This is a genomic window from Pseudoglutamicibacter cumminsii, from assembly GCF_016907775.1.
Lineage (GTDB): Bacteria > Actinomycetota > Actinomycetes > Actinomycetales > Micrococcaceae > Pseudoglutamicibacter > Pseudoglutamicibacter cumminsii.
Genome location: NZ_JAFBCO010000001.1, coordinates 1,948,062 through 1,967,495, shown reverse-complemented (window position 1 = coordinate 1,967,495; position 19,434 = coordinate 1,948,062). Strand labels below are relative to the sequence as shown.

The window sequence follows — 19,434 nt, the reverse complement described above, 5'->3', positions numbered from 1 at the left end:
ATGACCGAGACCAATGATTCGCGCCATCCTCTTCCGAAGGGTGGCCCCCAAGCTTTTCATATCGTCCTGATTGGGCCGATGTGTTCAGGGAAGTCCGCGGTCGCGCGCGAGCTGTCCCTGCTTTCGGGCCAGCCATGGACTGATCTGGACGCCGAGTTCGTTTCGGAGCACGGACCCATTCCCGCGTTCATTGAACAACATGGCTTTGAGGCATTTCGCGAAGCCGAATCAGTCATTTTCGAGCGTGCTCTCAGCCAAAGTGAGCCTAAGATCATCGCGACCGGCGGGGGAGTAGTGCTTGCGGAAGCAAACCGTGCCGTCCTCACCGATCAGGTAGCGTTCTGGCTCGATGTTTCGCCTCAGGCGGTCGCGGCCCGAATGCGTGGCGGAGCCAACCGGCCTCTGCTCGCGGGCGACGATCCACTCGAAACCTGGCAGTCGATTAGGGCTGAGCGCACACCACTGTATCGAGAGTGTGGCATTGGTCCCATCGACACCTCGGCGTCGAGCCCCCGCGAAGTAGCGCGCGCCTTGCAAGGTATGCTCGATGCCGCGTCAACCACGGATCCTGTATCCGTCACAAAACCCTAAATCTTTCGTTGCGCCCCTGTACAAAGCAACCCAGATCAGAGCACCCCAGAGGAGTACATAGCCATGACTGACCGCGTGAGTACCGTCCGCGTCGACCACACTGATGGTTCTGGCTACGATGTGGTGATCGGCCGCGGCTTGCTGAACCGTCTGCGCCCGATGCTGGGTGAGAAGGTTCAGAAGGTCCTCATCATTCACCCGCGTGCCTTGCGCGCTACGGGTGAGGCCGTGCGTGAGTTCTTGCTTCAGGAGAATGTTGAAGCGCTTTCCGCCGAGATTCCCGATGCGGAAGAGGGCAAGCGTATTGAGGTCGCGTCGTTCTGCTGGCAGGTCATGGGCCAAGCGGACTTTACACGCACGGATGCGGTCGTGTCTGTGGGCGGTGGCGCTGTAACCGACCTTGCAGGCTTTGTTGCCGCGACGTGGCTGCGTGGCGTGCGGGTCGTGCACATCCCGACAACGTACTTGGGCATGGTCGACGCCGCGGTGGGCGGCAAGACGGGCATCAACACCGCTGAGGGCAAGAACCTTGTGGGTGCGTTCCATCCGCCAGCGGGCGTCCTCGCAGACCTCGATGCGCTCCAGACCCTGCCAAAGAATGAGCTCGTGACCGGGATGGCTGAGACGGTCAAGTCCGGTTTCATTGCAGACCCACGCATTCTGGACCTCATTGAAGAGAACGTGGAGGAGGCAACTGACCCGTCGAGCGATCGCTTGTTTGAACTCGTTGAGCGCACGATCAAGGTCAAGGCCGACATCGTGTCTTCCGACCTCAAAGAATCTGGTCGCCGAGAATTCCTGAATTATGGCCACACTCTGGGGCATGCGATCGAGCACGCCGAACGCTATCAGTGGCGCCACGGAGCCGCGGTTTCGGTGGGTCTCGTGTTTGCTGCGGAGCTTGGCCGGCTCGTCGGTCGACTCGACGATGCAACCGCCGACCGGCACCGTGAAATCCTCACTGCCTTGGGGTTGCCTGTAAACTACCGTGGAGACCGCTGGCAAAGCTTGCTTGAAACGATGCGGCGCGATAAGAAGGCGCGCGGCCGCTTGTTGCGCTTTGTCGTATTGGACGGTTTGGCGCGCCCGGGCATCCTTGAAGGTCCCGAGGATCATCTACTCTTTACAGCATTCCAGGAGGTTGCTGCGTGACGAAGACGGAAAGCATTAGCACGGGTATCCCGGGTGTTGAATTCCGCCTCCCCGACTTGCGGCCCATCGTTGTGAATGAAGAGCTCGCTAACCAGACCGCGCAGTCGGGTGAAGCTGGCGACCGCGTGGTTGCTTTGATCGCGCAGGGCCGGCTCGCTGCAGCATCTGAACTTGTGGCCGATGCGCGGCTCATGGATCCCGCGAACATCCGCTTGCGGCTCCTTGACACTGAAGTGTCTCGCTGGAGCGGCGATCCGGAACGCGCGATCTACCGGCTTCAACAGCTCAGGAAAGAGTTTGATGGCACTGCGGACGAGGTCGATATCGTTCAGAACCTCGGTGCGTGTTTCTACAGTGTCGGCGACATGCTCGCGGCAGCATCCCGCTATAAGGCGGCGCTCGAGGGTCGGAAACAGTTCAACTTTTCCGAGGTTTTGCTCAAGGCTTCCCGCGCTGCGTACGAATCCGTTCTCGAGGAAGTCAACGGCCCCTCTGAGGAGATTCAGGTTTCAGTTCTGACTGACGCTTCCAACCCATAGGGCCATATCCAACGCATATGCGGATACACGCGTAAACTAGGCGTGAGCGTTTCGCGACATGAACCATGAATCGCGACTAGATCACTATTTACTTCGGTATCTATTTTGAAGGAGCCACCGTGGCAACCAGCAACGACATCAAGAACGGCAGCGTTCTTCGCATCGACGGCCAGCTGTGGAGCGTCGTTGAATTCCAGCACGTCAAGCCAGGTAAAGGTGGCGCGTTCGTGCGCACCAAGCTGCGCAACGTCGTATCCGGAAAGACGGTAGACAAGACGTACAACGCTGGCGCCAAGGTTGAGATGGCTACCGTTGACCGCCGTGACTTCCAGTACCTGTACCAGGACGGCGCTGACTACGTGTTCATGGACCTCGAGGATTACGATCAGCTGACCGTTCCTGGCGAGACCGTCGGCGATGCCGCTAACTTCCTCCTTGAGAACCAGAACGTTCAGATTGCGCTCAACGACGGCCAGGTTTTGTACATCGAACTTCCAGCTTCGGTAACCCTGGAAATCACCTACACCGAGCCAGGCCTGCAGGGTGACCGTTCCAACGCCGGCACCAAGCCAGCAAAGTTGGAGACCGGCCACGAAATCCAGGTACCGCTCTTCGTCGAGCAGAACACCAAGGTCAAGGTCGACACCCGCACCGGCGAATACCTGGGCCGCGTAACAGAGTGACCAAGCAAGGGGAGAGCACCCGCTCGAAAGCTCGCCGTCGCGCACTCGAAGTACTCTTCGAGGCGGATCAGCGGGCCGTCGATGCGGCTGAAGTGTTGCAGCGCCGAGACGAAGACGGTGCTGCGGTTAATCCGTACACCCGTGAAGTGGTCGGTGGTGTCAGCACGCATGCTGCCCAGCTCGATGAGATCCTCACGACCTACGCGCAGGGTTGGACGCTCGATCGTATGCCAGCGGTGGACCGAGCCGCGTTGCGGATCGGTTTGTGGGAGCTTTTGTTCAACGATGAGATCCCGGACGCGGTAGCCGTCGACGAGGCGGTGCGGCTTGTACGCGAAATGTCCACGCCTGAATCACCGGATTTCGTCAACGGCTTGCTGGGTCGCTTGCAGCGCATCAAGCCGACGCTGATTCTCTAACGGTGCGGTCAGACTAGATCCACCATGCATTCGATGGGGTACCCGCTTAAGCCGGGTGCCCCATCGGCGTTTAATCAACGCAGACTACTGCAAGCGAGATCACAACCGGGCAAGAGGTAACGAACCCCGTCAGCGACCTCCCGGGCTGGTAGATTAGAGAACCGGAGAAGACACCCTTTAACAACCGTCCAGTGAGGCGGGGAAGGAGGTCGGCGCATGGGAAGCACCTCAGCTGAAACCGCTGAAGTGATGAATGCATCCGACATCGATCGCGCTCTGACACGGATCGCTCACGAGATCGTTGAGAAGAACCGTGGCGGCGACGATCTCGTGGTCCTGGGAATCCCTTCGCGTGGAGTTCCGTTGGCCGAACGGCTCGCTGAAAAGCTTGAGCGCATCATCAACCGTCCAGCCGCTTCGTTCTGTGGCTCACTGGACATCACTATGCATCGTGACGACGTTCGTCGCCGTGCTCCGCGTGTTCCCGCACCAACGCGTCTGCCGGAGGCTGGCGTGGATGACCAGACCGTGATCTTGGTCGACGACGTCCTCTTTTCGGGGCGCACCATCCGGGCGGCACTCGACGCCCTCGTCGACTGCGGGCGTCCGCAAGCTGTGCGTCTCGCGGTCCTGGTGGACCGCGGGCACCGTGAGCTCCCGATCCGCGCTGACCACGTCGGCAAGAACATTCCGACCTCCCGCTCCGAGGCCGTTCGCGTTGAACTCTCTGAAATCGACGGCGAGGACCGCGTGATCATCGAACGTCCAGCCGCTCAGGTTGAGCTCGACGAGAGCGATGCGGACGAAAGCGAGGCGAACAACTGATGCGTCACCTCCTGGATACCAAGGACCTCAGCCGCGAAGAAGCGATCCAGATCCTGGACATCGCAGAGTCGATGACGGATGCCACGGGTAAGGAAATCAAGAAGTTCCCGACCCTGCGTGGCCTCACGGTTGCGAACCTCTTCTTTGAGGATTCAACCCGCACGCGTATTTCGTTTGAAGCGGCCGCCAAGCGTCTTTCAGCGGACGTCATCACGTTCAGCGCGAAAGGCTCCTCGGTTTCGAAGGGCGAGTCCCTCAAGGACACCGCACAGACGCTCGAGGCGATCGGCGCCGACGCGATCGTGATCCGCCACAGCTCTTCCGGCGCCGCATACCGCCTCGCAGAAACCGACTGGATCGACGCCGCGATCGTCAACGCCGGCGACGGCACGCACGCACACCCGACCCAGGCACTCCTGGACGCGTTCACTCTGCGCCGCGAACTCGCCGCCATCAAGGGTGAATCTTCGCTCGGCCAGGGCCTCGATGGCGCCAAGGTGGTCATCGTGGGTGACATCCTGCATTCACGCGTGGCCCGCTCGAATGTGTGGTTGCTCAACATCCTGGGCGCCGAGGTCACGCTCGTCGCTCCGCCAACGCTCATGCCGCACAGCGTTCAAGGTTGGCCTGTAAAGGTGACCCATGACTTCGACGAAGCCCTCGCGACCGAACCTGACGCTGTCATGATGCTTCGCGTCCAGGCCGAGCGCATGCACGGAGCCTTCTTCCCATCGGCCTCTGAATATTCACGCCGTTGGGGACTAACCCCGGCCCGCCACGCATCGATGAAGCCTGGCGCGATCGTGATGCACCCAGGCCCCATGAACCGCGGCCTGGAAATCAGCTCCGTAGCAGCGGATGCCCCTAACTCTCGCGTACTAAACCAAGTCTCCGCCGGTGTAGCCGTCCGTATGGCCGTGCTCTACCTGGTTTTGGCTGGAGATTCGACCGATACTCAGAAGGCCTGATCATGAAGACCACGTTGATTCAATCCGTCACTCTCCCCAACGGAAACACCGCGGACATCCTCCTGGATGAAGGTGTCATCAAGGACATCGCCGACGCTGGAAGCATCACTGCACCTGAAGAGGCGCACGTCATCGATGCCAAAGGCCTGATCGCGCTTCCTGGCTTGGTTGACCCGCACACGCACTTGCGCGAACCTGGCCGCGAAGACGCCGAAACCGTCGAGACAGGCACGCAGGCAGCCGCAGCCGGCGGCTTCGTTGCGGTCTACGCGATGGCCAACTCGATGCCGGTCGCAGACACCGCTGGCGTTGTCGAGTCGGTACGACAGCTGGGGGAGAAGGCCGGCTGGGCTGAGGTTCGCCCTATCGGCGCAGTGACTCAGGGCCTTGCTGGCGAGCGCCTCGCGGAGCTAGGTGCGATGGCAGACTCCCGCGCCAACGTCCGCATGTTCTCCGACGACGGCATGTGCGTTTTCGACCCTGTTCTGATGCGTCGGGCACTCGAATACGTTCGCTCCTTCGACGGCGTGGTCGCACAGCACGCGCAGGAGCCACGCCTAACCGAGGGTGCTCAGATGAACGAGGGCATCGTGTCTTCGGAGCTCGGCTTGACCGGTTGGCCAGCCGTCGCAGAGGAATCGATCATCGCTCGCGATGTTTTGCTGACTCAGCACGTCGACTCCCGCTTGCACGTATGCCACGTATCGACCAAGGGAAGCGTCGAGATCATCCGCTGGGCTAAGTCCCAAGGCATCGACGTGACCGCCGAGGTCACCCCGCACCACCTGCTTCTGACTGAAGAAATGGTGCGCGGCTACGACCCAGTGTTCAAAGTTAACCCGCCGCTTCGCACCAAGGAAGACACCCTCGCGCTGCGTGAGGCCGTTGCTGACGGCACGATCGACATGATCGGAACCGACCACGCGCCACACACATCGGAAACCAAGCAGTGCGCCTGGAACGAAGCCGCGATGGGCATGACTGGCCTCGAGACGGCCCTGCCTGTGGTCCAGAAGACCCTCGTGGACACGGGAATGATCACGTGGGAAGACGTCGCACGCATCATGTCGACTGCCCCAGCCAAGCTCATCAAGGCGACCAACCACGGACAGCCGCTCGAAGTCGGTTCCGTGGCCAACGTGACGCTGTACGACCCAAGTGCCGTGCGCATCGTGAACCCTGAAGAGCATCACACCAAGGGCCGTAACTCGCCGTACAAGGGCCTCGAACTCCCAGGCAAGGTCATGCACACGTTCTACGCGGGCCACGCGACGTTCATGGACGGCGAGCTCGCAACCCCACGCAAGGAGGTTGCATGACTCAGGGAGAATTCATTGGCTTGATCGTCACGGTGGCGATCTGCGTTCTCGCTATCGCGCTCATGTTGCTCGGTTGGTCGCACCGCAAGAAGCGGCAATCAGCGATCGCGGCACCGCACCAGCTTCCAGCTGAGCTGGCTGAGCCACGCGTTGAAGGCGAAGGAACCTACGTTGTCACGACCTTCGCGGGTCAGCACCTCGAGCGGATCGCGGCACACGAGCTCGGCGTCCGATGCGCGGCGGCGCTCTCGGTCTGCGAGGACGGCGTGGCCGTCTACCGGACCGAAGCGGACAACTTCTTCATCCCAGCCCAGCACATCACTGGGATCACGACGGTGCGCGGCATGGTCGGCAAGTTCGTTGAAGACGGCGGTGTTATCGTGATCCGCCACAGTCTCGGCGAAACGAGCGTCGACACCGGCTTCCGGGCCGAATCCCGCACCGTACACAGCACACTCTTGGCAGCTTTGCGTAAGCTCGCCCCAGAAATTCACACGCAACCGAACTCATCGACGACCGCGAACGACAACGCGGGCGCGGTGAACGGGACGCACCCAGAAAGGACGGCATAGGTGGCACACACCGATCACGACAAGGCACTCCTTGTCACTGAAGACGGCCGCGTATTCCGCGGAACCGCTTACGGCAAACGTGGCCAGACCCTCGGTGAACTCGTCTTCACCACGGGCATGACCGGCTACCAGGAAACCCTGACCGACCCGTCCTACGCAGGGCAGATCGTCGTCCAGACGTTCCCGCACATCGGCAACACCGGCGCCAACCCGACCGATAACGAATCGGCTCAGATCTGGGTCGCCGGCTACGCAGTCCGCGAGCCATCGCGCATCGCTTCGAACTGGCGCTCCGAAACCACGCTGGATGACGAGCTTGAGCGCGACGGCATCGTGGGCATCGCGGGCATCGACACCCGTGCTGTGACCCGCCACATCCGCACCGCTGGTGCGATGAAGGCCGGCATCTTCTCGGGTGAAGCTGCGGAAAAGCCGGTCGAGGAACTCGTAGAGACCGTCAAGGGCCAGCCTTCGATGCAGGGCCAGCGCCTCTCCGACGTCGTCACGACCAAGGAAAGCTACTGGGTAGACGCAGCCGATCACGGCTGGGAAGGTGAACCGCTCGCAACCGTTGCCGCACTCGACCTCGGTATCAAGGGCATGACCCCGCGCCGACTCGCAGAACGCGGCGTTCGCGTACGCGTGTTGCCTGCCGCATCCACGTTCGCCGACATCAAGGGCGAAAACTTCGACGGCGTCTTCATCTCGAACGGCCCCGGCGACCCTGCCCAGGCCGACCCTGAGGTTCAGTTCGTCCGCGACGTACTCGACGCCAACATCCCGCTCTTCGGCATCTGCTTCGGCAACCAGATCTTGGGACGCGCGCTCGGATTCTCGACCTACAAGCTGCCTTTCGGCCACCGCGGCATGAACCAGCCGGTCCTCGACAAGGCAACCGGCCGCGTCGAAATCACCTCGCAGAACCACGGCTTCGCGATCGACATTCCAGTCGAGGGAACCGTAGAGGCGCCCGAGTCGCGCTTCGGCCGCGTAGAGGTCTCCCACATCGGCCTCAACGACCAGGTTGTCGAAGGCATCCGCTGCCTCGACATCCCAGCGTTCTCGGTGCAGTACCACCCAGAATCCGGTGCGGGACCACACGACTCCTCGTACCTCTTCGACCGTTTCATCGAACTTATGCAAGCGCACACCGCGCAGAAGGAAGGCTGAAACCTCCATGCCAAAGCGCACTGACATTTCATCCGTCCTTGTGATCGGCTCCGGCCCGATCGTCATCGGTCAGGCCGCCGAGTTTGACTACTCAGGAACCCAGGCGCTGCGCGTCCTCAAGGAAGAGGGCGTACGCGTGATCCTGGTCAACTCCAACCCGGCGACCATCATGACCGACCCAGCGATGGCGGACGCGACCTACGTCGAGCCGATCACCCCGAGCGTGGTCGCGAAGATCATCGAAAAGGAACGCCCGGACGCTCTGCTGCCTACCCTGGGTGGCCAGACCGCGCTCAACACCGCGATCGAGCTCGATAAGTCCGGCGTGCTTGAGAAGTTCAACGTCGAACTCATCGGCGCGAACATCGAAGCCATCGAACTCGGCGAAGACCGCGAGAAGTTCAAGGGCGTCGTGGAACGCTCGGGCGGTGAATCCGCTCGCTCCGCGATCGTTCACACGATGGAGCAGGCGTTCGAAGCCGTCGAGGAACTCGGCTATCCGGTCGTGGTCCGCCCATCCTTCACGATGGGTGGCCTCGGCTCCGGCATGGCCTACAACGAAGACGACCTGCGCCGCATTTGCGGTGCCGGCCTGCAGTATTCGCCAACCAGCGAGGTGCTCCTCGAGGAGTCCATCCTCGGCTGGAAGGAATACGAGTTCGAGATGATGCGCGATAAGAACGACAACGTGGTTGTCGTGTGCACCATCGAAAACTTCGACCCGGTGGGTGTTCACACGGGTGACTCGATCACCGTCGCACCAGCCATGACGCTGACCGATGTCGAGTACCAGAAGCTACGCGACATCTCGATCAACGTGATCCGTGAAGTCGGCGTCGACACCGGCGGATGCAACATCCAGTTCGCCGTTGACCCGGCAACTGGCCGCGTCGTCGTGATCGAAATGAATCCACGCGTATCGCGTTCCTCGGCTCTCGCCTCTAAGGCGACCGGTTTCCCGATTGCCAAGATCGCTGCGAAGCTTTCGCTGGGCTACACGCTCGATGAGATCCCGAACGACATCACACAGAAGACCCCGGCTTCGTTTGAGCCTGCGCTCGACTACGTTGTCGTGAAGGTTCCACGCTTCGCGTTCGAGAAGTTCCCGGCAGCTGACGCGACTCTGACCACGACCATGAAGTCGGTCGGCGAAGCGATGGCACTGGGCCGCAACTTCACGGAGGCTCTGCAGAAGGCGATGCGCTCGCTTGAGCAGAAGGATGCCGAGTTCAGCTTCGAGAAGCCGGATGAGGCTGAGATTGAGCAACTGCTCAAGGAATCCGAACGTGGTTCGACCGAGCGCATCTACAACGTTCAGCGCGCGCTGCTTGGTGGCGCGAGCATCGAACGCGTCTACGCGGCGACTGCGATCGACCCGTGGTTCCTCGACCAGCTCCAGTTGATCAACGAGGTAGCCGAACAGATCGCAGCCGACCAGGATCTATCGCCTGAGACCTTGCGTCTGGCTAAGCGTCACGGATTCTCCGACGCGCAGATCGCCAAGCTCGCGCACCGCCGCGAAGACGTTGTGCGTGGCATCCGCCAGGCGCTCGGAATCCGCCCAGTGTTCAAGACCGTTGACACGTGCGCCGCCGAGTTCGAGGCTTTCACGCCATACCTGTACTCCTCGTACGACGAAGAGACCGAACTCGCGCAGCACGACAAGCCGTCCGTCATCATCCTCGGTTCCGGCCCGAACCGCATCGGCCAGGGCATCGAGTTCGACTACTCGTGTGTCCACGCGACCATGGCCCTGCGCGATGCCGGCTACGAGACGGTCATGATCAACTGCAACCCAGAGACCGTCTCGACCGACTACGACGTGTCCAACCGCCTCTATTTCGAGCCGCTCACGCTCGAGGATGTCCTCGAGATCATCCACGCTGAGCAGGCGACCGGCGGCGTGCTGGGTGTCTACGTCCAACTCGGCGGTCAGACCCCGCTTAAGCTCGCAGCCGAGCTCGAGTCCGCAGGCGTTCCGATCCTCGGCACGAGCCCAACCGCAATCGATCTCGCCGAGCACCGTGGCGAGTTCCAGCGCGTTCTGGACCGCGCGGGTCTCACCGCACCGAAGAACGGCACCGCCGTGTCTTTCGAGCAGGCCAAGAAGATTGCGGACGAAATCGGCTACCCGGTTCTGGTGCGCCCGTCCTACGTTCTGGGCGGCCGCGGCATGGAGATCGTCTACGACGAAGCCCAGCTCGCAACCTACGTAGAGAACGCTACCGAGATCACCGCAGACCACCCGATGCTCGTGGATCGCTTCCTCGAAGACGCGATCGAGATCGACGTGGACGCGCTGTTCGACGGCAGCGACCTGTTCATCGGTGGCGTTATGGAGCACATCGAGGAAGCCGGTATCCACTCTGGCGACTCCGCGTGCACGCTGCCACCGACCACGCTCTCGCAGGAAACCCTCGACCGCGTTTCGGCGGCAACCCGCGCCATCGCAGAAGGCGTCGGCGTGCGCGGCCTCATCAACATCCAGTTTGCGCTCGCATCCGATGTCCTCTACGTCATCGAAGCGAACCCGCGTGCATCCCGCACGGTTCCGTTCGTCTCCAAGGCGACCGGTGTTGAGCTTGCCAAGGCAGCGGCACTCATCGGTGTTGGCGCAACCATCGCGTCGATGCGCGGCGGAATCCTTCCAGCGGAAGGCGACGGCGCATGCTTGCCAATGGGTTCGGCCATCGCGGTCAAGGAAGCCGTTCTTCCATTTGCTCGCTTCCGCACCGAAGACGGCCGCGCCGTGGACTCGCTGCTCGGCCCCGAGATGCGTTCGACCGGTGAAGTCATGGGTATCGATAAGCACTTCGATACGGCCTTCGCTAAGTCCCAGGCTGCCGCGAACAACCCGTTGCCGACCGAAGGCAAGGTCTTCGTATCGGTTGCGAACCGCGATAAGCGTTCGGTCGTCATGCCAGTCAAACTGCTGGCGGACCTCGGCTTCGAAATCGTTTCCACCGGCGGTACGGCAGACGTTCTGCGCCGCAACGACATCAAGGCGACCGTGGTCAACAAGGTTCACGAAGCCGGCGATGAACGCTCGATCGTTGACCTTGTAACCGACGGTGAGATCGCGATGATCATGAACACGCCGTCCGGCGGTGGGGATTCGCGTTCCGACGGCTACGAGATCCGCGCAGCAGCGACGTCGGTGGGCACCCCGATCATCACGACGGTCGCTGAGTTCAGCTCCGCCGTCATGGCGATCGAGGCTCAGCGCACCTACCCATGGGAGGTTGCAAGCCTCCAGGAACACGCTGAACGGCTCGCAGCGATCCGCGCTGGAGAAGAGGGCTAAGCATGGCCACGGATTCGGTTCAGCCCTTCGGGTCACGGCTTGCCCAGGCAATGGAACGCTACGGCAAGTTGTGCGTGGGCATCGACCCGCACGCTTCGATCCTCAAGGACTGGGGGCTTGCAGAGTCAGCTGAAGGTGCGCTCGAGTTCGGCTTGGCCGCGGTGAAAGCCGCGGCCGGCCGCGCCGGCATCATCAAGCCGCAGGTCGCGCTGTTCGAGCGTTTCGGCTCCGCAGGGCTAGCTGCGCTCGAGAAGGTCCAGGCCGCGGCCACAGAACAGGGAATCCTTGTTCTGGCGGATGCGAAGCGTGGAGACATCGGGTCCACGATGGCCGGCTACGCCCAGGCTTGGCTGGATCCGTCCTCGCCGCTCGCTGCGGATGCCGTCACCGTATCGCCGTACCTCGGGGTAGGGGCGCTCGGCCCGGTTTTTGATACCGCGACGGAATTCGGCGGTGGAGTCTTCGTTCTCGGGTTGACCTCCAACCCTGAGGGTGCACGTGTTCAGCACGCAGGCGGCGATGACTCCGCGGCACTGCGTGTAGTCACCGATGTAGCCGAGGTCAACCAACGCATGTCGGCTCACCACGCTAGCAGCGCGCCTGATGCGGCCGTCACCGCCGCACTAGGTGACGTCGGCCTCGTCGTCGGCGCGACGACCGGCGATGCGGCACGTAAGCTCGGCATCGACCTGGCCGCAGGCAAGCCACCACTGTTGACGCCGGGCTACGGAGCGCAAGGGGCGACCGCATCGGACCTCGCCGAAACGTTCGGTGACGTCTGGGATCAAGTGGTCGTTCCAGCATCGCGTTCACTTGCGAAGCCACACGCGATGGAAGCCGCAATCGAAGCCGCTCAGGAAGACCTCGCTTCAGTCAATAGCGCTTCAGTCAATAGCTAGAATGAACTCGGCCGCATCGGCCTCCAGATTTCCGGGATAATGGAGGAAAACCTATGGCACAGCCTGAAACCAAACCCAACCCAGCACGGGTCACGGTGCTGGCTGGCCCGACGGCGGTCGGCAAAGGTACCGTCTCGACGTTCATCCGGGAGAACTATCCAGAAGTGTGGCTTTCAGTGTCGGCGACGACCCGCGATCCACGCCCAGGCGAGGTCGACGGCGTGCATTATCAGTTCGTTTCACCTGACGAGTTCCGCCGCATGATCGATGCCGGGGAAATGCTGGAGTACGCGGTCGTTCACGGCCAGAACACGTACGGAACCCCGCGCGCTTCAGTCGATGCAGCGGTTGCTGACGGCAAGCACGTTCTGCTGGAGATCGATCTGCAGGGTGCACGCCAGATCCGCGAAACCCTGCCCGAAGCACGCTTCGTGTTCCTCGCCCCACCGTCGTGGGATGAACTGGTTGCCCGGCTGATTGGCCGCGGGACTGAGAGCGAAGAAGAACAAGCTCGCCGACTTGAGACCGCGAAAAAGGAACTCGCAGCTGAATCGGAATTCGATCACACCATCGTCAACGACGAAGTTGAGCGTGCGGCCGCCGAGCTCGTGCGGATCATGGGTATCGATCCGACCCACTGAGAGGTTCACGGCCGTGATGGTCACGACTGTGGCTTCGACGTTGTAAACTTATAGTTTGCACCTCATGGTGCCATTGACAGATCCGTGTCAATACCAATGCCAAGGAGACTTTGTGTCTGAAGAACTGCCAGGTATCACCGATCCATCGATCGATGAACTGCTGACCCACGTTGACTCGAAGTACGCGCTGGTCATCAACGCAGCCAAGCGTGCACGTCAGATCAACGCCTACTATTCGCAGCTGCACGAGGGACTGTTCGAATACGTTGGTCCGCTCGTTGACACCCAGCCAAACGAGAAGCCGCTTTCGATCGCTCTGCGCGAATACAACGAAGGCCTTCTCGAAGTGAAGCCTCTCAAAGAGTCCAAGCCTGCTGCTGAGTAAGCCTGCTGCTGAGTAGACTCGGTTACGTAGGTACCACGTAACGTTTTCGCGGACGTATGTGGGTTCTGCGGTCCTGGTACATGGGGTCCGTTAACGTTTATGAACCTACATACGTCTTCGCGTGTTTAAATAGATGCGGTGTTTCGAATGAGCTTCGAATGAGCACGGTCTTCGAATGAGCACGGTGCCGCATTGGACAGTTCGCGCTGTTCGCGGATTGAGGGACGGTTGAGCGAGGTAGGGGTTTCGGATGGCTCGGATTGTCGTCGGAGTTGGCGGCGGTATCGCTGCGTATAAGGTCCCTGGCTTGGTGCGCGAATTCACTGAGGCTGGACATCACGTTGACGTGATCCCGACGAAGTCAACGCTGAATTTTGTTGGTGCCGCAACGTGGGAGGCGCTATCCCACAATCCTGTGCGTACCTCCGTGTTCGAAGCTGTCGACAGCGTCAATCATGTTCGACTTGGCCAGGAAGCTGACCTCGTGGTCGTGGCTCCAGCCACCGCGGATCTGTTGGCTCGTGTCGCTACTGGCCGTGCTGATGATTTGCTGACCGCTACGATCCTCACAGCAACCGCGCCCGTGTATATGGCGCCGGCAATGCATACCGAGATGTGGCAGAACGCCGCCACTCAAGCGAATGTCGCAACCTTGCGGAGCCGCGGTGTCCATGTACCAGACCCGGCTGTTGGTCGCCTCACGGGCAAGGACACCGGGCCTGGCCGGCTCGAAGAGATTTCGGTCATTGCCCGCGAAGCCCTCGCGCTCATCGACCGGCCGGTGCCGCTTGCTGGTGTGCGTGCTGTCGTCAGCGCTGGCGGTACTCGCGAGCCTTTGGATCCCGTACGTTTCTTGGGTAACCGCTCATCCGGACGCCAGGGTGTGGCTCTGGCTGAGGCATTGCGTGACGCGGGGGCTGAGGTTGAACTCGTGGCCGCCAACATCGAAGTTCCAGCTCCCGATGGCGTAGAGGTCACTGCTGTGACGACGGCCTATGATCTGGAGCGGGTTATGCGCGATGCGGCCGCAGAAGCTGATGTGGTTGTCATGGCCGCCGCTGTTGCCGATTTCCGGCCGAAAGAATACGTGGACAGCAAGATCAAGAAGAACCCAGCCGATGATTCGGCGCCTGTGATCGAGTTGGTCCGTAACCCAGATATTTTGAAGGGTCTGGTAGAAGATCGGCGTGCTCGTGCTCAACGTAACGACGAGAGCAGCGCTGCGACCGAGCAAGGTCTTCTGCCTCGCATCATCGTTGGTTTTGCAGCAGAGACCGGCGATAAGAACGGCAGTGTTCTCGAATACGGTCGTGCCAAGCTCGAGCGCAAGGGCGCCGACCTGCTTGTTGTGAACGAGGTGTCCGAGACTCGAGGTTTCGGTACGCCTGATAACACCGTCGCTGTTTTGGCTGCTGACGGATCTGATGCCGGTGAGTTCTCCGGCTCTAAACGCGAAGTCGCTGATTTTGTTGTGGATGCGATTGCTGCCAGGTTTCATCAATGATTCGTCACTGAAGCATAAGCTGCACCGTCCAAGCTCTATAGAATCGAAAAATAATGATGTTTACTTCTGATCACCTACGCCTTTTCACTTCGGAGTCTGTGACCGAGGGGCACCCGGATAAAATCTGCGACCAGATTTCTGACGCGATCTTGGACGCTCTTCTGGCCAAGGACCCTGAGTCCCGCGTGGCTGTTGAAACGTTGACGACGACGGGCCTGGTTCAGGTTGCGGGTGAAGTCACGACGGACGCGTACGTTGAGATCCCGGAGATCGTTCGCGAGACCATCCTTGATTTGGGCTACGACTCGTCCGCCAACGGTTTCGACGGTGCTCGATGCGGCGTCAATATCTCGATCGGTCAGCAGTCCCAGGAGATTTCTTCTGGCGTGTTCTCTTCGCTTGAACAGCGTCTCGGCAAGGCTAAGGATCCACGTGATATCCAGGGTGCCGGCGACCAGGGCATCATGTTCGGTTACGCGACCAACGAGAACGATTCGTTCATGCCGACCCCGATCCACTTGGCGCACCGTCTCTCGCAGCAGTTGACGCGTGTGCGCCGTGACGGCGTACTGCCGGGCTTGCGGCCTGACGGCAAGACGCAGGTCACGATCGGTTATGACGGTGACAAGCCGGTTTCGATCGAGTCGGTTGTGGTTTCGAGCCAGCACGCAGAGGACTACGACCTCGTATCGGTTCAGTCCGATCTGCATGACTACGTCGTCAAGCCTGTATTGGCTACCGAGGAGCTGGATTCATCCGAGTCGGAGATCCTGCTGAACCCTTCGGGCAAGTTCATTATTGGTGGCCCGGTCGGTGACGCTGGTCTGACTGGCCGCAAGATCATCGTTGATACCTACGGTGGTTTTGCCCGCCACGGCGGTGGCGCGTTCTCGGGTAAGGACCCTTCGAAGGTTGACCGCTCGGCTGCGTATGCTGCCCGCTGGGTTGCGAAGAACGTTGTGGCAGCTGGTTTGGCTGACCGCGCTGAAATCCAGGTCGCTTACGCCATTGGTCAGGCAGCTCCGGTGGGTCTGTACGTTGAGACGTTCGGCACCTCGCAGGAGGATCCGGTCAAGATCGCCTCGGCGATTCGTGAGGTCTTCGATCTGCGTCCGCTCGGCATCATCGAGGATCTCAACCTCAAGCGTCCGATCTACCGCAAGACTGCAGCGCACGGCCACTTCGGCCGGCCTGACCCTGATTTCACGTGGGAGAACCTGGACCGCGTCGACGCACTCAAGTCCTACTTCAACCTGTGATGAACTGAACTGGATTCTCTGAGCTGGGAGGCATGTTGACTGATTCGCCTGATGGCGTTTTGTTCGACGCCTCCCAGTTTGGTTTTTCGCCTGGTGTCAAGGACGCCCAGCCGGCTAAGCGAGCGTCGAAAACGCCTCGGATCGGCGCTGATGAGTACGCTGATCAGCTTCCTTACGCCCGGGTTTTGGTCGATACCCCGGTTCCGCATCTCGATCGACTCTTCGATTACGCGGTCTTGAAGAATCAGGATTCCGATGCGGTTCCTGGCGCCCGCGTGCGTGTCGTCTTCGGTGGGCGGCGGGTCAACGGGTACATCGTTGAGCGGGCCGCCGACTGTGATCCCGAGGTGACGCCGCGTCCGCTCATGACGGTCTACTCGCCGTTGCCTGTTCTGTCGGCTGCGGTTTTGCGGCTGTCGGAGGCGGTTGCTGAACGTTATGCAGGTACGCTTGCTGACGTCGTGAAGTCGGCTGTGGCTCCGAGGGTTGCCCGGATCGAGAAGGAGCCGTGGCCGGGGCCGGTGGCGTTGCCCGTTGTGGACCCGAAGACTCAAGCGTGGGCGGTATCGTGGGCGCCTGAGGATCCCGATGCATGGCTCACCTCAGCCTTGACGGCTGGGGAATCTCCGCGCGCGGTCGTTACTGTCACACCGGGTGATGTAGTTGCGCAAGCGGTGTCTCGCGATCTGGGCTCACCCGGTGACGCCCAACATCGGCTTGAGGGGTGGGCCGTCCGCTTGGCAACAGCTGCGGCGGCAACGCTGGCTTCGGGGCGGGGAAGCGTCCTCGTAGTTCCGGATGCACGCGATCTAGATACGTTGTCCAAAGCGCTCGATGCGGTTGTGGGCCAGCATGCTTATGCGCGTCTTTCCGCTGATGATGGCCCGAGCCCTCGGTATCGCTCGTTTCTTGAGGTAGTGACGGGACAACGCCGAATTGTTGCAGGAACGCGTTCGGCGGCGTTCGCACCTGTGTGGGGCCTCGGCCTGGTCGCGATGTGGGACGACCACGATGATTCGCACGTTGAGCAACGCGCTCCGTATCATCACGCCCGCGAGGTTCTGCTGTTGCGCGCGCAAGAGTCAGGGTGTGCTGCTATTTTCGCGTCCTTTGCACGCAGTTCTGAGGCTCAACGTCTGGTCGAAACCGGGTGGGCCCGAGAGCTTGCGGCTGAACGTTCGCTCCTGCGGGATTGCACCCCGTGGGTCAGGGCAACATCGGATAGCTACGAGTCCGAGCGAGACCCTATTTTCCATTCGGTTCGGCTTCCGCGTTTGGCTTTCGAGGTAGCCCGCAAGGCTCTCGAATCGGGACCGGTCTTGGTTCAGGTCGCCCGCACAGGGTTCATCCCGTTGTTGCGGTGTCAACGTTGCCGTATGCCGGCGAGGTGCCGGCAGTGCCAGGGTCCTCTGCAGTTCTTGGGGTCGCATGATCCCGCTCCAACATGCGGCTGGTGCGGGACGATCGAGCGCGCCTTTTCGTGTGCTGAGTGCGACGGGCGTCAGTTGCGTGCGGGCCACGTGGGCGCCCAGCGCACAGTCGAGGAGTTCGGCCGCGCGTTCCCTGGTGTTCCGTTGGTTCGCGCAACAGGGGCCGATGCGGTGCACCACGTAGACGCTAAACCTCAGTTGGTGATTGCGACGCCGGGCGCTGAGCCGCTCGTAGACGGCGGTTATGCGGCCGCGTTGCTTCTGGACGCGGATGCGATGCTGGCTTCCAGTGGTTTGCGTTCGGGGGAGAACGTGGCTCACCGTTGGTTTGCTGCCGCGGCCTTGGTGCGTGGTCGTCAGGACGGTGGTGAGGTAGTCCTCACGGGGCATCCGTCGCCTCAAGGTAGGGCTTTGGTGCGCTGGGATCCGTCTGGACTGGCTGCGCAGGAGCTCGCTGAGCGTTCGGAAGTGGGTTTGCCTCCCGCTGTTCGTTCGGCCTCGCTGACGGGTCCGCGCGAAGTGGTCAATCAGTTCTGTTCCGATATGCAGGCAGTCGATGGGGTCCGGGCCGTCGGGCCGACGCCCGTTGCCGACGGATCGGATGATGCCGAGCAACGTTGGCTTCTCTTCTTCGATTACGCATCCGGACCCAAGGTGACCCACGCTCTGCGGAGGCGTAAGGTTTTGGGGTCGCTCCGGCGTGACCCCAAGGTCATGGTTCGTGTGGATGACCCTAGCGAGCTGTAGGCGAGCCTGACAGCCAATCCCTCATTGCCTGCGCCGCAGTTTGTGGCGTCTCGTAGTGGATCAAATGCCCGACGCGAGGGATCATGACCAGCCGGGCGTTCGGGAAGAGCGCTTCAAGCGCGGTCTGGCTTGCGACTGTGCCCAGCGGATCTCCAGCCCCTGCAATCAGTAGCGTGGGCGCATCGACATCTGCCGCCGCATCGAGCACCGTGGTACGAACCGAGGACTCATAGGTTTCCAGCAGCACTTCCGGGCTTGCGAAGCCGCTCATATATGCCCGATGCTGGTGGCGGATGTAGTCGCGCGTTGCGCGGTCTTTGCTTGTAGTCATGGTGATGGTTGCGCCGTCGACGAGCGCTGGCGAGCTGAGGACCGCGGTGCGCCAACGGGCTGGAACGCGGGTTCCGAGCTCGTAGAGCAGGCGAGTGGCTTGGGTCAGCACGATGTGGCGGCCGGCGAGTGGCGGCTCGGAGATCGGGTTGACAAGAATGAGGCGCGCAAAACGTCCAGGCTTGGCCGCCATGTACGTCGATGTCACGACGGAACCGAACGAGTGCCCGAGCAGAACGGTGTCAGGGCTGAGTTCGAGGACGTCGATGAGCGCATCGATCACCGCATGGAAGCCGTGCGCCGTGTGTCGAGCTTGGCTGTCGTCGTGAACATGGCTGCTGCCGAACGGCGTGGAGACGCCGTAGCCGGGGAGATCAGGCACGACCCACGTGTGTTCTGGCATCGCGTTGATCACGCGACGCAAGCCGTGGTGGTCTCCGCGGAAACCGTGGATCGCGAGGAACGTTCGGGTGCTGGAGGTGGCTTTCACGGCAGGGTAGACCCACGTGCGCATCCGCGATCCATGGACGTTGAGATCGAAGTACAGCGAGTCCCGGTCATCGTCGAGCGGCCGCTCGGCAAGCGGGATTGAGGCCGGATACGGGTGCTTCGCGATGCTGTCCTTACTCACGCTTTAACCTTAGGTGACAAGCAGGCGTAATCGCGGTTTTATGCCGGGTCGTGCTTGTTACTTGAA

18 protein-coding genes are annotated in these 19,434 nt (G+C 61.3%); 17 read left to right on the top strand and 1 reads right to left on the bottom strand.

Annotation, left to right across the window (positions count from 1 at the left end):
• The 17 genes from JOD50_RS08945 (at position 1) to JOD50_RS08865 (ending at position 18,407) form a co-directional block, all read left to right on the top strand.
• Entirely contained in the window at positions 1-591 is a 591-nt protein-coding gene (locus JOD50_RS08945) for a shikimate kinase (RefSeq protein WP_204881248.1), read from the top strand.
• Positions 592-654: 63 nt separating this feature from the next.
• Entirely contained in the window at positions 655-1,743 is a 1,089-nt protein-coding gene (aroB, locus tag JOD50_RS08940; protein WP_204881247.1) for a 3-dehydroquinate synthase, read from the top strand.
• Complete coding sequence (locus JOD50_RS08935; RefSeq protein WP_204881245.1) at positions 1,740-2,282, top strand: tetratricopeptide repeat protein; 543 nt, start codon at positions 1,740-1,742, stop codon at positions 2,280-2,282. The genes aroB and JOD50_RS08935 overlap by 4 nt, the downstream gene beginning before the upstream one ends.
• Positions 2,283-2,401: 119 nt before the next feature.
• Positions 2,402-2,965 (top strand): elongation factor P, encoded by a 564-nt coding sequence (gene efp / locus JOD50_RS08930; protein WP_101629352.1) that lies wholly within the window; start codon positions 2,402-2,404, stop codon positions 2,963-2,965.
• The gene (gene nusB / locus JOD50_RS08925; protein WP_204881243.1) at positions 2,962-3,384 is read left to right on the top strand and encodes a transcription antitermination factor NusB; all 423 of its coding nucleotides are present in this window, start codon (positions 2,962-2,964) and stop codon (positions 3,382-3,384) included. Before efp ends, nusB begins: the two co-directional genes overlap by 4 nt.
• A gap of 216 nt (positions 3,385-3,600) precedes the next feature.
• A complete protein-coding gene (pyrR, locus tag JOD50_RS08920; RefSeq protein ID WP_101629350.1) occupies positions 3,601-4,209 on the top strand; it encodes a bifunctional pyr operon transcriptional regulator/uracil phosphoribosyltransferase PyrR in 609 nt (202 codons plus the stop codon).
• Entirely contained in the window at positions 4,209-5,177 is a 969-nt protein-coding gene (locus tag JOD50_RS08915; RefSeq protein WP_204881242.1) for an aspartate carbamoyltransferase catalytic subunit, read from the top strand. Before pyrR ends, JOD50_RS08915 begins: the two co-directional genes overlap by 1 nt.
• A gap of 2 nt (positions 5,178-5,179) precedes the next feature.
• Positions 5,180-6,496: a dihydroorotase gene (locus JOD50_RS08910; protein ID WP_204881241.1), complete on the top strand. Its 1,317-nt coding sequence runs from the start codon at positions 5,180-5,182 to the stop codon at positions 6,494-6,496.
• The gene (locus tag JOD50_RS08905; RefSeq protein WP_204881240.1) at positions 6,493-7,068 is read left to right on the top strand and encodes a PH-like domain-containing protein; all 576 of its coding nucleotides are present in this window, start codon (positions 6,493-6,495) and stop codon (positions 7,066-7,068) included. The genes JOD50_RS08910 and JOD50_RS08905 overlap by 4 nt, the downstream gene beginning before the upstream one ends.
• Positions 7,069-8,238 (top strand): glutamine-hydrolyzing carbamoyl-phosphate synthase small subunit, encoded by a 1,170-nt coding sequence (gene carA, locus JOD50_RS08900; RefSeq protein ID WP_204881239.1) that lies wholly within the window; start codon positions 7,069-7,071, stop codon positions 8,236-8,238.
• Positions 8,239-8,245: 7 nt separating this feature from the next.
• A complete protein-coding gene (carB, locus tag JOD50_RS08895) occupies positions 8,246-11,542 on the top strand; it encodes a carbamoyl-phosphate synthase large subunit (protein WP_204881238.1) in 3,297 nt (1,098 codons plus the stop codon).
• 2 nt (positions 11,543-11,544) lie between these two features.
• Positions 11,545-12,441 (top strand): orotidine-5'-phosphate decarboxylase, encoded by an 897-nt coding sequence (pyrF, locus tag JOD50_RS08890; RefSeq protein WP_204881237.1) that lies wholly within the window; start codon positions 11,545-11,547, stop codon positions 12,439-12,441.
• A gap of 53 nt (positions 12,442-12,494) precedes the next feature.
• On the top strand, positions 12,495-13,082 hold the full coding sequence (gene gmk, locus JOD50_RS08885) for a guanylate kinase (protein WP_204881236.1): 588 nt from the start codon (positions 12,495-12,497) through the stop codon (positions 13,080-13,082).
• A 112-nt stretch (positions 13,083-13,194) separates the two neighbouring features.
• Positions 13,195-13,467 carry a DNA-directed RNA polymerase subunit omega gene (rpoZ, locus tag JOD50_RS08880; RefSeq protein ID WP_101629343.1) on the top strand — a complete coding sequence of 91 codons (273 nt, stop codon included), beginning with the start codon at positions 13,195-13,197 and terminating at the stop codon, positions 13,465-13,467.
• 250 nt (positions 13,468-13,717) lie between these two features.
• Positions 13,718-14,971 (top strand): bifunctional phosphopantothenoylcysteine decarboxylase/phosphopantothenate--cysteine ligase CoaBC, encoded by a 1,254-nt coding sequence (coaBC, locus tag JOD50_RS08875; protein ID WP_204881235.1) that lies wholly within the window; start codon positions 13,718-13,720, stop codon positions 14,969-14,971.
• Between the two features lie 56 nt (positions 14,972-15,027).
• Positions 15,028-16,230, top strand: coding sequence for a methionine adenosyltransferase (gene metK, locus JOD50_RS08870; RefSeq protein ID WP_101629341.1), 1,203 nt, complete (start codon positions 15,028-15,030; stop codon positions 16,228-16,230).
• Positions 16,231-16,262: 32 nt separating this feature from the next.
• Positions 16,263-18,407 carry a primosomal protein N' family DNA-binding protein gene (locus JOD50_RS08865; RefSeq protein WP_204881233.1) on the top strand — a complete coding sequence of 715 codons (2,145 nt, stop codon included), beginning with the start codon at positions 16,263-16,265 and terminating at the stop codon, positions 18,405-18,407.
• Here the strand turns inward: JOD50_RS08865 and JOD50_RS08860 are convergent.
• Positions 18,394-19,368, bottom strand: a complete 975-nt coding sequence (locus JOD50_RS08860) for an alpha/beta fold hydrolase (protein WP_204881232.1) — start codon at positions 19,366-19,368, stop codon at positions 18,394-18,396. The two genes, JOD50_RS08865 and JOD50_RS08860, sit on opposite strands and share 14 nt — an antisense overlap.
• Positions 19,369-19,434: the final 66 nt, after the last annotated feature.

What these genes read in the sequence shown, in the direction of transcription:
- JOD50_RS08915 (WP_204881242.1), top strand. Translation starts at nt 4,209, where the DNA reads ATGCGTCACCTCCTGGATACCAAGGACCTCAGCCGCGAAGAAGCGATC.
- metK (WP_101629341.1), top strand. Translation starts at nt 15,028, where the DNA reads ATGTTTACTTCTGATCACCTACGCCTTTTCACTTCGGAGTCTGTGACC.
- coaBC (WP_204881235.1), top strand. Translation starts at nt 13,718, where the DNA reads ATGGCTCGGATTGTCGTCGGAGTTGGCGGCGGTATCGCTGCGTATAAG.
- JOD50_RS08905 (WP_204881240.1), top strand. Translation starts at nt 6,493, where the DNA reads ATGACTCAGGGAGAATTCATTGGCTTGATCGTCACGGTGGCGATCTGC.
- gmk (WP_204881236.1), top strand. Translation starts at nt 12,495, where the DNA reads ATGGCACAGCCTGAAACCAAACCCAACCCAGCACGGGTCACGGTGCTG.
- JOD50_RS08910 (WP_204881241.1), top strand. Translation starts at nt 5,180, where the DNA reads ATGAAGACCACGTTGATTCAATCCGTCACTCTCCCCAACGGAAACACC.
- JOD50_RS08865 (WP_204881233.1), top strand. Translation starts at nt 16,263, where the DNA reads ATGTTGACTGATTCGCCTGATGGCGTTTTGTTCGACGCCTCCCAGTTT.
- aroB (WP_204881247.1), top strand. Translation starts at nt 655, where the DNA reads ATGACTGACCGCGTGAGTACCGTCCGCGTCGACCACACTGATGGTTCT.
- carB (WP_204881238.1), top strand. Translation starts at nt 8,246, where the DNA reads ATGCCAAAGCGCACTGACATTTCATCCGTCCTTGTGATCGGCTCCGGC.
- pyrF (WP_204881237.1), top strand. Translation starts at nt 11,545, where the DNA reads ATGGCCACGGATTCGGTTCAGCCCTTCGGGTCACGGCTTGCCCAGGCA.
- JOD50_RS08945 (WP_204881248.1), top strand. Translation starts at nt 1, where the DNA reads ATGACCGAGACCAATGATTCGCGCCATCCTCTTCCGAAGGGTGGCCCC.
- pyrR (WP_101629350.1), top strand. Translation starts at nt 3,601, where the DNA reads ATGGGAAGCACCTCAGCTGAAACCGCTGAAGTGATGAATGCATCCGAC.